Here is a 13,884-nt window from a genome sequence, read left to right on the forward strand (position 1 = left end):
TAAAAGCGAAGATGATAATGATGTAGCTCCCTACTTTAACCCGGTTGAAGTTAAATGGATTAAATTAGAATTAAATAAAGAGCTTAAAGAAATAAAAGAAGCAATTGATGCCACTTTGAAAGTCAGACTTGATACCCTAAAGAGAATGGGAATTATCAAATCCGTTAATATCGGGAAAAGAGAAGTCCTTAAAATTAAAGGTGCCGCCCAAAACAGGATTGCAAGAAGCACCCATCCCCCTAAAAAATGTTATTACGCTGTTTCAGTGCTTACAGCAGTTATAAATATTCAGCATTCCCTGGAGCTCCTGGAAACTCAGGGAATCAGCACCTTGAATAAATACTTTGAAAGGCTCAGGAAAAAGAAAACCAAGGCTGCAAAGAGCCTTCTTGTGGATGAAAACTTTAAAAAAGCGATCAGCCTTACAAAAATAGCCTATGAAAAAGGAATTGAGCACCCTAAACTTGATAAATTAGCTAAAGTATTAAAAAAAGAGCTTAAAGAAAATAAGGATTCTCGAATAATTGTTTTCACCCAGTTTAGAGATACCGTTGACAGAATATATGAAAAATGCGAGGAAGAAGGCATAAACGCGGTTAAATTCTTTGGCCAGGCAGCAAAAGAGGGTGAAAAGGGTTTAACCCAGAAAAAGCAGAAGGAAGTAATTAAAGCGTTTAAAATGGGCATTTATGATGTTTTAATATCTACAAGCGTGGCTGAAGAGGGTATAGACATCCCTGCAGTTGACCTTGTGGTTCTCTATGAGCCCGTACCATCAGAAATAAGAATGATACAACGTCGGGGCAGGACTGGAAGGAAAAATAAAGGTAAAATGTATATATTAATCACTAAAGGAACACGTGATGAAGCTTATTACTGGACGAGCATCAACAAAGAGAAAAGAATGAAATCACAGCTTTCAAAGAGGGTTAAAAGGAACATAGCGCCAAAAGAAATAGTAAAAGTCATTCCAAGGGAAGGCGAAGATGGGGAACTTAGACCAGTAATCTTTGCAGATTCCAGAGAAGGTAATTCAAGGGTTTTAAGGGAACTTGATAAGCTGAATGTTGAAATTAAAACAATGAGTCTCCCTGTGGCTGATTATCAGGTTAGCGACGAAGTAGGGATCGAAAGGAAATCTACAAAGGATTTTATAAGTTCAATAATTGATAAAAGACTTTACAAGCAGGCGCGGGAACTCGTTGAAAACTTCAGAAAGCCAGTAATAATACTGGAAGGAGAAGACCTTTATTCATCCCTTATTCATCCAAATGCTGTTAGAGGAGCGCTTGCATCCCTTGCAGTGGACTTCGGTATCCCTGTAATTCCAACAAGGAGTGAAGAAGATACTGCAGCCATGTTAATACGAATTGCTATAAGAGAGCAGCTAAAAGATAGATCTGAAATTCAGGTTAGAACGGAGAAGAAACCATTGACTTTGTACGAGCAGCAGCTATTTATTGTGGAATCACTGCCTAATGTGGGGCCTGTTACTGCTAAAAAGCTTCTTGAAGAATTTGGTTCAGTTAAAAATGTTATAAATGCTTCAGAAGGCGAACTTAAAAAGGTTGAAGGGATTGGAGATAAAATCGCCAAGAAAATAGTAGACGTTTTAGGTTCAAACTTCAGAAAACTTGGTGATGTGAAAATTAAAAAGCTTACAGAAATGGATGAAAAGGGCAAATAATTAAGAACTCAATTATTTTAAACAATTGATGTAAATAATAATAAATAGAAGAAAAAATTTATTACTAATCAACAGATGAATGAAAATTATAAAAGAAAACGTTGCAAATAAGATTGAAAAGCTAATTTTTTGATAAATTTATTCGGGAAACTCTACAGTATTAAATAAGAAGACCTTTAATAGAATGGGAGACGTGATTGAAATAGTTAGAATCGATTGGGGAGAAATAACCCAAAGAGAACTGAAACTCATTATAAAGGACCTGGAAGATGATTTAGCTCATTGTAGAGAAAAAATAGTAGAGCTTCAGAATGAAGTATTAGAAGAACAGACTCATGAAAAACGGTTATTACAGAGATTAAGAGAATTAAGGAAACATCAGCATGAACAAAATAGAAATCTGTAAAGAAATAGCAAGAAATGGCAGTTTAATTATTTTTAAAGATATTTTAATCAGGAGTGAAGATATTGCGTATTTTAATGGATGAAAGGGGCAAAAAATACATTGCCCGTGATGAAGAGTTTCACACTAACTTCGGTTTTATAAAAAAAGAGGATATGGAAAACTGCAAGCCTGGAGATGTACTGCAAACACATATGGGGCATAATTTCAAGGTTTTAAAGGCCAATATCAATGATTATATTGATTTAATGGAGAGGAAATGCTCAATAATACTACCAAAGGACATTGGAATCATCATCGCAAATACAGGAATCGGTTGTGGTGATCGGGTGGTTGATGCTGGAACAGGGGCTGGGGCCACTGCACTGCACTTTGGAAATGTTGTGGGAGAAAAAGGCGCTGTTTACTCTTATGAGATAAGAGAAGACTTCAGTGAAATTGCAAAGCGAAATATTGAAGGATTTGGCCTTACAAATGTACATATAAAGTGTAAAGACATACTAGATGGAATAGAAGAGGAAGACATTGATCTGGTATTTTTAGATCTTCCCAAACCATGGGATGTTATAGAAAATGCTAAATCTGCCCTTAAAATCAGTGGCTACGTTGCAACTTACACACCGTATATTGAACAGGTCCAGATACTTCATAAGGTCCTTAAAAAATATGAATTCTCTAATTTAACCACAATTGAATGTATTTCACGCGAAATTGAAGTTAAAAATAAGGGTACAAGGCCAAAAACCAGGGCCGTGGGGCATACTGGATATTTAACATTTGCAAGAAATTTATAAAATACCCCTAAATTTAATATAATAAACTCAGATAAAAATAAAATGGAAATTATAACAATTATAATTTAATGGTGTATTTATGGCCTTCAATCAACAAAATATCATTTCAATACGGGATTTCGATAAAAAAGATATAGAATATATCTTAAAAATCGCTACAAAGATGGAACCCATCGCCAGATCAAAACAGAAGTCGGATATTCTGTTTGGAAAACTGTTGGGAATGCTTTTCTATGAGCCATCAACAAGGACGCGCCTCTCTTTTGAAGCCGCCATGAAACGCCTTGGAGGTAGTACCATTGGCTTTGCAGAAGCGGGCACAAGTTCGGCTACCAAAGGAGAGAATTTAACAGATACTGCCAGAATAGTGGGTGAATATTCTGATGCGCTGGTCATAAGACATAATAAGGAAGGTACAGCGCGATTTGTAGCTGATATAGTTGATGTTCCCGTGATTAATGCAGGAGATGGGGCTGGTCAGCACCCAACACAGACCCTTCTGGATCTCTTTACAATGAAACGGATCTTTGGAAAAATCGATGATCTTCATATCTCACTTGTAGGAGACCTTAAATATGGCCGAACTGTCCATTCACTTGCATACGCACTTGCAATGTTTAATGTGGATGTTAGTTTTGTATCTCCAAAAGAACTGAAGATGCCTCATGAAATTCTCCATGATCTTGGAAAGAGTGGAGTGGAAGTATATGAGACTGAAGATATCCATGACATACTGGATAAAACAGACATTCTCTATGTTACCAGGATTCAAAAGGAAAGATTCCCTGATCCGCAAGAATATTCAAAGATAAAGGGAGCTTATACAATCGATTCCAACCTTCTTGAAGGTAGTAATGCTGTTGTAATGCATCCACTTCCAAGGGTTGATGAAATATCCCATGATGTTGATAATACCAGATATGAAAAATATTTTGAGCAGGCATTTTATGGTGTACCTGTTAGAATGGCCCTTCTAAAATCACTGATAAAATAAATACACATAGATAAATCATTGTACTAAATTTTTATTTAAAATAAGCTCAGTACTCAATTACAGGCTCAACTAAGTTTTTAAATACAAAATAAAAGAGGTCAATTTCAAGTGTAAAAACAAGCAAAATTTAAAAATTTTGCAGCCGCGAATCGTAGATGCGCCTGCTCAAACACAAAATGTTTGTAAGCTACGATTTTTGAGTGTAATTAAAAAATTTAAAGATTTTTTTTATGCGCTCCACATTGCATCTTCAAGAAGGCCTATTTCACACTGCAGATCGATAATATTTGTTCTACCTTTTCCACGTCCCCTTGAAATTGTTTTGGTTGAGATTAAACCCAGCATCTCCAGTTCGTTTATAAAGTCAAATATCCTCCTGTAAGAGACTGAATCTCCCTTTGAAAACTCTTTATAAACTTCATAAAGCCTTCCTGATGTTATTTCCTCTTTTCGCTTTGTAAGATAGAGTAAAGACTCTAAAACTTTCTGCTGCTGACTTGGTAATGTCATTATAATGTCTGTAACTTTATTATGTTCAATATAATCCTTAGCTTCTCTTACATATTCCTCATAGACAATATCTGAGCTTTTTTCATCTGCAAGTTCCCCTGAGGTTCTCAGGAGGTCCAGAGCATATCTTGCGTCGCCTTCTTCCTTAGCTGCAAGAGCTGCGCAGAGTGGAATAACATCATCATCCAGGGCATTCTCCCTGAAAGATAACTCAGCACGTTCTTTTAGAATATCTACAAGTTGTTGAGCATTATATGGTGGAAAAACAATTTCTCGATCCCGTAAACTACTTTTTACACGTGGTTTTATGAACTTTTTAAATTCAACATAGTTACTTATTGACGCTATTGCAACGTTATCAGTTCTTGTAAGAGTGTAAAGAAGACCATCACCATCATTTTTTAACAATATATCAATTTCATCAAGAAGAATAATCAAAATAAGGTCTTTTCCAAACACATTCTTTTTAAACAAATTTCTGAATGACTGAATCACTTCAGCCTTGGTCCAACCCCTGTATGGGACATTTTGACCTAACTGCTGGCACAAATGAGCTATAACCTGATATTCAGTCGTATAATCAGTGCATCTAACATATTCAACCCGTACATTAACATTTTTTTCCTTTGCAACCTGTAATAGTTGTTTCTTTGCAAGTTTTGCCACAGCTGTTTTTCCTGTACCGGTCTTACCATAGATGGTAACATCTGGTGGAGTTACATTTCTCAATGCCTCAATCCAGTATTTTGCCACAGATCTGATCTGTTCTTCCCTGTGAGGTAATTTATCAGGTAAGAACCGATGATCCAGATATTTTTTATATTTAAAAACAGTATTTTTCTCACCAAGTTCCTCGAAAATATTCATTTATACCACTCATTAAGTTAAAAAGAAGCTGAAATTAATAATTCATTAAGCTTCAGAATTTTTAGAGTTTAGATTTTTACACTTGAAATCTTTCTCTATTCTATTAAATTGTCTTTCAACAATATAAATGTTCAAACAGAGAGGTGCATTTCCACTGTAAAATAATACCTTTTATTTTTTAATTATTACTTTCAAAGGGAAATAGACATATGTTTCAAGTGTAATCATTTCTGGTTGAACTATCTTTTGCTATTTTTTTAATGAGACATGTATTTCAAGTGTAAAGAAAAAATAAAATATCTAAATTGATATCTCTTATTACGAAACCATTGCCAAATCAGAATTATATGATAAAAAATGAATAAAAGCTCTTTAATATACAAAAATAGACGTTAAAATATATATTATGGTAAATTACTGTTGTATAGGCACTTTATATAAAAAAAATATACTTGTTTTTAAATTATTATAATTTGATAATGTTTTCTGATAAAGATATCGAGACATATGTTTCAAGTGTATTATGAAGACGTTCAATATTAGAAGGTGAATTTCAAGTGTAAATAAATAAAAATAAATGTTTTGTGAGTGTTAACATTCATCCACAGGTAATTAAGATTTTATTTTTGATTTTGACATATGTTTCAAGTGTAAAATTGGAATTATTAAACAATATGTAAAAATAAGTCAGTAATTACTATAAAGATAGATGGTATGACGTCCATTTCAAGTGTAAAATTCAAACATCCCATGAAAAATGAATATATATCCATGATCTCAAAACTTTGGAATATTACTTTAAAGAGCATGTTTTTAATCTAAATCAATAGAAATGGATTAAAAAGTATCATACGAAATTATATAACTTTAATTTACATATAACACAACTATAGTTGAGATCCTTTATCTTATTAGGGCATTTCATAAACTCTGTCTTTCATATCATCCTAGATTCACTTTAACATTATTACGCTTTTCCAGGATTATATTTCTTCTATTTCAAGATTTTATATGAATAATTCGTATCTATAAGATTTGTTTATGTTAAAAATTGAATTGGCGGGTAAATTATTATTTTTTTGTAAAGAGTTATTAGATCCTGATAAAAGTTAAAAATTAGATTTAAAATGTTCAATATGTCATAAATAAAGCTTTTTAAATGTAAATTAAGTGTTGTAAAATACCAATAACAATATTTTTTTTAATTTTTAAGGTAGTTATAAGATTGAACACTTACAAATAGGAGTGAATATCTATTTATTCCAATTTGAAGCAATATTATGGCTTTGATTTGTTATTTAATAATATATTTCTTATATAAAACTTAATACAGTTCCTCTGGCTGAATATTTATTTAATATAGAATATTAAACAGGACCTTTCCCTCTTAAAGTTATAAACTTAAATTATTATTTTAAACAAAACAAATTCCTGAAAAAATATAAAGATCCTGTTAGATTTGTGTTTTTTTAGTCAAAAAAATAATGAAAAGCTTATACTGGTTATATAAATGAATTGTCTATTTTATCTCTCAAATGGGCTTTATTTTTTGTTCTTTATTTTGTTATACATTAAGTATAAGGATAATTTCATTAAATGATTTTTCTAAGAGCGTATTAGCAGTCCTTAAAAGGTTTTAAATATTCATATTTTAATATACTACATACTTTTGCAACTCCTAACGAGAATTATTTCCAGTGTAAAAGAATATTAAAATATTTTTATGATTTAATGGCTACTGATTATTTTTTAAAGTAAATAAGAGCGAATATCAGTTCTAATTGTTTTATACCTGTATTTCATAGAAATAAATAGTATTACTTGCTGAAACACTTATTAACAGTAAATTACAGTAAAATATTTAATCTTATGAACATGGGCTAAAACAAGGTGAATTTAATTGACTAAATTATTTCGGTGATAATATTGAGTTTCTAAAAAGTGTTTAATTAATATCATTAAAATTAGAGATAAAAACAGAATTAAATGTGTTCTATCAAATTTTATCCATCCAATTATTATGTCTATTATTCAGAGAAAAAATAATTTCAATTCTCTTATTCATTCAATACGTTAGATCCATTATCTAGAAAAAAATTGAGTTTTAGACTATTTCTTTAATCCCCTGATCAAAGTCAATTAGATTAACTTTTAATTTATCTACTTGTTTAAATTCTTATTTTCTTGAATAAAGTTTCTAACAAACTTTTTTATGTTTTATGATTCAAGCATAACAATTAGCTTATTTTAATATTGACACATGATTTCCATAAAAAGATTGAAAAGGTTTATTTTATTAAATTCCTATTAGAATCAGGTTAGTTCGTTCATTAATAACTTATAAACATATAAAAATATGAAAAACTAGATTTAGTTGGTTTTAAGTTAAACAAAGTATTTAGAAAGGAAATAGAATATTGGGAAAAAATAAATTCTATAATTCAATTTTATTATTTACACTTGAAATGGATGTCTAAACCTAAAAGACTTGATTTATGAAAATATTTTTTTTACACTTGAAATGCATCTCTCAATTACTAAAAAATGTTTAAAAAACAAGGATTATAATAAATTTAAATGATTAAATAAGAATAAAAATAGATCTAAAATGGAATCACATATAATATAGATTATAATTTAAAATAAAGAGCTTAAACGTACATATTATCTTGTTGAACGTTTTTCTGCTCTTCATCAATTATTCCAAATTTTTTCTGTATTTTCCAGATCCCCTGTAGTTTTGCTCTGAAAATTTTTTTTACAGTTGAAATCAATCTGTCCTTGCTCAGACCATCTTCGTAAATTTCTTCTGTAATCACAAAACTCTGCAAAACGTTATTTGGATGCTCCAGCTGGAAATCAACAAACTGACCGTTTAGCAGGAATCTGAAATCCCAGATAAATTTTTCTTTTTTATCATCAGTTAGTGCATTAATCTTAGAAACATGTTCAGGACTTACATTAGTTGCACAACCTATGACAATTAAATCATCTTTTCCCTTTGGCTGTATAACATCCAGAACATGGCCTTCAGGGTAATTTATTATGAAATGGAAATTTGTGTTATCATCTGGTACTTTCTGCCTGAAAAGACCCTCATCAGAGAGCCATTTTTGAACTTTATTTTCGATTTTTGACATTTTTAACACCCAGTTAAATTTCAAGTGTATAATTTTTGATTTATTGTCATCTACAGTTAATATATTTACTTATATTAGATTAAATAAATTTTATTGGATAAATTTTGAATTAACTAAAATAAAAGTGAATTTCATGGACCCTCGACTGAACATTATAATCATAATTTTTATTGCAGTAATACTGGATCTCATATTAGGCGAACCACCGGCAAAAATACATCCTGTAGTCTGGATGGGAAAATTAATTGACTACTTCAGGAACTATTTAATAAAATATAGGAATAAATTATCTGGGATACTATTAACATTGATTATTGCACTGATTTTTACACTTGCAACTTATGTCTTACTCAATTGGTTGACATTTAATTATATTATTTATATCTTGGTTTCTGCTGTAGTTTTATCCATCACATTTGCCATTAAAGCTTTATATAATGCTGCTGAAGGTATTGAAAATGATTTAAATGTTGATATAGTGAGAGCAAGGAAGTCTATGTCATATCTTGTTAGTAGAAATACAGATGAGCTTTCACAGAGCGAAATAGTATCTGCTGCTATTGAAACCCTCACAGAAAACATCACAGACTCTGTAATTGCTCCCCTTTTCTATGCATTCATATTTTCAGTTCCAGGTGCGGTTGTTTACAGAGCTATTAACACGCTTGATGCTATGGTGGGCTATAAGACTCCTGAAAACATTGAAATAGGCTGGTTTCCGGCAAAGACGGATGATGTTTTGAATTATATTCCTGCAAGAATAACGGGGATACTGGTTGTAATTGCAGCAGCTCTTTTAAGGATGGACTGGAGGAATGCATACAGGATTATGATGCGTGATGCAAGGAATCCTGAAAGCCCTAATTCAGGGTATCCTATGGCCGCTGCAGCAGGTGCACTCGGAATAAAACTAAAGAAAATAGGTTATTATGAAATAGGGGACGAGATAGACGTTTTAAGCCCCGATAAAGTTGCTAAAGCTGTATCACTTTCAAAAATGACCATAACGCTGTTTTTATTATCAGCAGCTATCCTTTATTTGTTAATTTTATTTATCTTTCTTTAAATTTAAATTAGAACAGTTAAACAGCATAATCTATATTATATAAAAAATATATTTACTGATATAATGAAAATAGCCATAATTACAATAACTGATGATGCACAGGTACTTGCATTCAGGCTTGCGGTCCGTTTAGAAGATGATCCTACTGTTATAACTGTAAGTATATTCCATAAAAACGTTAAAAATGCTTTAGAGGTAGCTTTCAGAGAATATGATTGTATAATTTGTATTATGGCTGCAGGAATTGTTGTCAGGAATATATGTGGTTTGATCAAGAATAAAATGGAGGATCCGGCAGTAATTGTAATGGATGATGCTGGAAAACATGTTATAAGTCTTCTTTCAGGTCATTTTGGCGGTGCAAATAGCATTGCATTGAAGACTGCAGAAATTATTGGTGCAAAGCCGGTTATAACAACTGCTACAGATGTCCATGGTAAAATTGGGATAGATACAATTGCAGGTAAATATTTCCTTGATATCGATGATCCTGGAAGGATAAAAGGGATAAACAATGCTCTTTTAGAGGATAAAACCCCTGATCTCTATATTCCAGAACGATTTAATTTTATTTTTGATGATCCTTTAATCACTAGCTCTTATAATGAATATAAATCTGTAGATGATCATTTAAAAGCCGTTTTTGAAGATAATGAAATAATTTTAAAACCAAAAAAGCTTGTTGCTGGGATAGGTGCACGGAAGGGTGTTTCGCAGGCTATGGTTCAGAAAGCCATTGAGGGCATGATATACCAGCTTGATCTATTTGTTGAGAGGATTGATGCAATTTCAACGGCTGAAATTAAGCAGCATGAATCAGGAATCATTGAAACAGCATTGAAACTTGATTTACCTCTGGAAATTGTTTCCATGGATAAAATTAAAAATTTTAATGATCCGCAGTGCTCAAAATCTGATTTTGTGAAGGATAAATTCGGTGTTTATGGAATATCAGAGCCATCAGCACTGATAGCAGCAGGTAAAGGTTCAAAGTTAATATTCCGAAAAACAGCGTTTAATGGGGTTACAGTAGCATTAGCAGTGTCGTCTAATTGATATTCATGATTAAAATTAATAGATAATTATTTATCACATATTCCTAAAAAGAGGATAACATAACTATTAAAACCAAAATGTTTTTTATTTATCAAATATAAAGAATAATAGTTAGACTATTTTATAAATTATTTTATTAGTAGTTATGGAGGCTATATTATGAGTGAAGATGCATTTGATCGTGTTAATCAAATATTACATCATATAATGGAAGATACAAGTGTCCCAAGGAATATTAGAAGGGCAGCGGAAGAATCTAAAGATATTTTGGCTAAGGATGATGAAGATCCTACTGTGCGTGCAAGTACGGTGATTTCAATACTTGATGAAATCAGTAATGACCCTAACATCCCTATTCATGCAAGAACGCTTATTTGGAATATTTTAAGCGAATTAGAGTCTATTTAAGACTAATTTAATTTAAATATTCATTAATTTCACTAATTTTTTGATTATAATATATCGTAAAAAGCTATCATGTCATATTTTATCGTATTTTTTTAAATTTTCCTAAAAGCCAGCTAATCTCATATATGAGATGGATGGAATAAGTCCAAGTTCTAATTTATTTTAACTGATTGAATTTAAGGCATTGGCTATAAACTGAGTTTTAGCTATATCTTCTATAAATTCAGCGAGAATGGCAGCTTCATCCAGATCGACACCTGCTGCAACAAGTCCATGATTTTTTAAAATTACCACATCCTCATTTTTCATTATTTGTGCTGTATCTTTTGCCAGTTCATCGCTTCCAGGCTTAGAGTACTTTACAAAAGGAATAACAGGATTTTTAATTACACCAAAACCCTCTAATCGTTTTAATGGCTTATCAGACATTGAAAAGCCTGTTGCATAAGGTGGATGCCCATGGACAATCCCCATTATGTCATCTCTATTTTTATAAATACCGAGATGTAAAAATGTCTCTGAAGAAGGTTTTTTATCCCCTTCCAACACATTTCCATCCAGATCAATGATTATGATATCGTTCTGGGTTACATTTTTTTTAGCAATACCGCTTCTCGTAATTGCCACTTTTTGAACACCATTTTCATCAAATCTGGCACTTATATTCCCTGATTTACCCGGTACAAGATGTTTTTTGTAAATATAATGAGATACTCTAATAATTTCCTTTATAATTCCATCTTTATCCATTTTAATCCCCTGAATCAGAAAAAAAATTTAGTTTGTAAATTTTAAAAGTTTTAAAACCCCTTTATTAAGAACGGGAACTTCACCGCATGTGGGCATAATGTTGTAGATCTTCTGGAACTCTGTCTGAGACTGGAATGTCCCTGAGTTAATCATGTGAATGCCTTTATGCTTCTTATAAGCGTTAATATGCACATGACCTGTATGGAAAACGTCAGGAATTTCTTCGATGACCAAATGATCTTCATATTCAGATGCAAGAGGGGTTCGTTCACCATAAATTGGGGCTAAATGCCTTTTTTCAAGTAATTCTTTCATAATCAGGTCTGATTCCTGGTGAGAAAGCCCCTTAATTGTCATGGCAAGATCATCAAAGCTTCTTCCATGATATATTAGTGTATTAATTCCATCAAGGCTCACAATCCCTGGATTACTTACAAATTCCACATTTTTAAGCTCACATAAAGATTTAGCATATTCTTCAGATATTGAGGGCTGTGGTTCAGCTAAACGTGTTGCATCGTGGTTTCCTGGGGCTATCACTATTTTTATGTCATTTCTAATTTCTCCAAACAGTCTTGCAGCTTCTTCATACTGTTGATAAATGTCTTTGATAGTGAGTTCTTTTTCCTGATGAGGATAAACTCCAATTCCATCCACCACATCTCCAGCTACAACTAAATATTTGACATTTTCAGCGATTTTAACCTGTTCATTATCTCCAAAGTCTGTATTTATCCATTTAATGAATTTATTGAAAGCATCTCCTAGGAAAGTGGAGCTTCCAATATGTACATCGCTGATAAAAACGGCTGAAAAGTCCATTGGTTTTTCGTCAATCCGGGGAACACCAGGATGAACGAGATCTGATGCTATTACAAAATTTCCCTTTTTACTACCTATAACCCCAATAACTTCGTCCTTTACTATGAGTTCGGACTTTTCAAAGAGCTTATGATTCTCGTTATGAATTAATATGTTAATATTTCCAGTTTCATCTTCCAATTCAATGATTTTATGGTTATTCTTAGTGTTTATAACATCATTTACCATTCCTATTATCTTAACTACATCTTCGGTGTTTCTAATTCTATTTATAGGGCGGTGATCCTTTAATTCTCCTCTTTTATCTAAAAATCCTCTTAATTTTTCGAACCTGCTTTTGAAGTAGGATGAAAAATCTTTAATTTCCCCGCTTGTATAGGATTTTCTGCTTGTATCCTGAATAACGTGGAAATCGAATGGCCTTCCACTGGAAAATTTCTTTTGGGGAGGTTTGGATATGTTTTTAGAGGGGGTTAAATCACCAGCAGTTTCATCATCAGTTATAATATTTTCTGAATCCTTTTCTTTTAGGAATTTATCCAGTATTTCTTCTGTTAAAACAAAAATATCTTCATTAGAATACAGCAACTCTTCGATGAGAGAATCTGTAACGTTATGAGAATTTTCATGGTTTTTTATGCGTTCGTATGCTTTATCGTTTACCAAGATATTTGCATTGGTGAACTTAACAATGATATCGTTGTTCATGGCTACCCCGTGCAAAGCTTTTTGTATGTATATTTATAATCATATTATAATATTAAATCTAGTTTTTAACCAAAAAATTAAAATTAATCAACAGCAAAGATAAATTAAAAATACGAGAAATACTAATAATCAGGTGATAAATTGCCAAGAATCATAAAATTTATACTTTTCCTTTTACTCTTTGGATTATTCTTTGAAGCAGGGCTTTTCAGTTCCTATACAATAGTTACTTCCCAACCTCCGGATGTTGGAAGTCTTATAGACATGCAAACCAGTAAATTAGCCGCTATATGGGAAAGTATCAGCTTCGGTTCTGACGGCAATTCAACCAATACCCTTAAAATATTAAATGGAGATCCAGTGATTCAGACCCTTAAAAATAAAACAGGTCTAAATGGTGTAAATTTAGAGACAATGACTGCAACTTCAGATGATGACATGAGTAAGAAAGAAATATTAGTTACTATAAACGCAGAGGGATATAAAGACACAGTTTCTGGCGGGGCTACTACTGGAAATAAGACAGGTGGGCAAATAGTAATTACTGCTACCGAAAAATATTCACTTACAGCCACAGCCACAGCCAAAAAGAAGACAAGAGGGGTTGAAATTAATGTTAACACCATTAAAATAACCTCTTTAAAGAAGGTATACGCTCAATGAAGTTTAAACCACTACT

At 32.1% G+C, this 13,884-nt stretch carries 12 protein-coding genes; 8 read left to right on the forward strand and 4 right to left on the reverse strand.

What is annotated here, in order from left to right; genetic code table 11:
* The 4 genes from QMD61_07590 to pyrB form a co-directional block, all read left to right on the forward strand.
* Window positions 1-1,687 (forward strand): ERCC4 domain-containing protein (locus tag QMD61_07590; GenBank protein ID MDI6724494.1); only part of this gene is annotated, 1,687 nt, incomplete at its 5' end.
* Window positions 1,688-1,880: 193 nt separating this feature from the next.
* On the forward strand, window positions 1,881-2,093 hold the full coding sequence (locus QMD61_07595) for a hypothetical protein (protein MDI6724495.1): 213 nt from the start codon (window positions 1,881-1,883) through the stop codon (window positions 2,091-2,093).
* A 62-nt stretch (window positions 2,094-2,155) separates the two neighbouring features.
* Complete coding sequence (locus QMD61_07600) at window positions 2,156-2,884, forward strand: tRNA (adenine-N1)-methyltransferase (GenBank protein MDI6724496.1); 729 nt, start codon at window positions 2,156-2,158, stop codon at window positions 2,882-2,884.
* Between the two features lie 79 nt (window positions 2,885-2,963).
* Entirely contained in the window at window positions 2,964-3,878 is a 915-nt protein-coding gene (gene pyrB, locus QMD61_07605; protein ID MDI6724497.1) for an aspartate carbamoyltransferase, read from the forward strand.
* Between the two features lie 228 nt (window positions 3,879-4,106).
* On the opposite strand, the gene QMD61_07610 is transcribed toward pyrB, so the two are convergent.
* Complete coding sequence (locus QMD61_07610; GenBank protein ID MDI6724498.1) at window positions 4,107-5,255, reverse strand: orc1/cdc6 family replication initiation protein; 1,149 nt, start codon at window positions 5,253-5,255, stop codon at window positions 4,107-4,109.
* 2,651 nt (window positions 5,256-7,906) lie between these two features.
* Entirely contained in the window at window positions 7,907-8,395 is a 489-nt protein-coding gene (locus QMD61_07615) for a DUF2299 family protein (GenBank protein MDI6724499.1), read from the reverse strand.
* A gap of 133 nt (window positions 8,396-8,528) precedes the next feature.
* Between QMD61_07615 and QMD61_07620 the strand changes: the two genes are divergently transcribed.
* The 3 genes from QMD61_07620 to QMD61_07630 all read left to right on the forward strand — a co-directional run bounded on the left by QMD61_07620 (window position 8,529) and on the right by QMD61_07630 (window position 10,925).
* A complete protein-coding gene (locus QMD61_07620) occupies window positions 8,529-9,461 on the forward strand; it encodes a cobalamin biosynthesis protein (protein MDI6724500.1) in 933 nt (310 codons plus the stop codon).
* A 63-nt stretch (window positions 9,462-9,524) separates the two neighbouring features.
* Window positions 9,525-10,517: a cobalt-precorrin 5A hydrolase gene (locus QMD61_07625; GenBank protein ID MDI6724501.1), complete on the forward strand. Its 993-nt coding sequence runs from the start codon at window positions 9,525-9,527 to the stop codon at window positions 10,515-10,517.
* A 159-nt stretch (window positions 10,518-10,676) separates the two neighbouring features.
* Window positions 10,677-10,925 (forward strand): UPF0147 family protein, encoded by a 249-nt coding sequence (locus QMD61_07630; GenBank protein ID MDI6724502.1) that lies wholly within the window; start codon window positions 10,677-10,679, stop codon window positions 10,923-10,925.
* 162 nt (window positions 10,926-11,087) lie between these two features.
* On the opposite strand, the gene QMD61_07635 is transcribed toward QMD61_07630, so the two are convergent.
* Window positions 11,088-11,675 carry a class II aldolase/adducin family protein gene (locus QMD61_07635; protein ID MDI6724503.1) on the reverse strand — a complete coding sequence of 196 codons (588 nt, stop codon included), beginning with the start codon at window positions 11,673-11,675 and terminating at the stop codon, window positions 11,088-11,090.
* 27 nt (window positions 11,676-11,702) lie between these two features.
* Entirely contained in the window at window positions 11,703-13,205 is a 1,503-nt protein-coding gene (locus QMD61_07640; protein MDI6724504.1) for a DNA-directed DNA polymerase II small subunit, read from the reverse strand.
* A gap of 141 nt (window positions 13,206-13,346) precedes the next feature.
* Between QMD61_07640 and QMD61_07645 the strand changes: the two genes are divergently transcribed.
* On the forward strand, window positions 13,347-13,868 hold the full coding sequence (locus QMD61_07645) for a hypothetical protein (GenBank protein MDI6724505.1): 522 nt from the start codon (window positions 13,347-13,349) through the stop codon (window positions 13,866-13,868).
* The last annotated feature ends 16 nt before the right edge of the window (window positions 13,869-13,884 follow it).

Origin of the sequence: Methanobacterium sp. (assembly GCA_030017655.1) — an archaeon.
In the GTDB taxonomy this organism is placed as follows: domain Archaea; phylum Methanobacteriota; class Methanobacteria; order Methanobacteriales; family Methanobacteriaceae; genus Methanobacterium_D.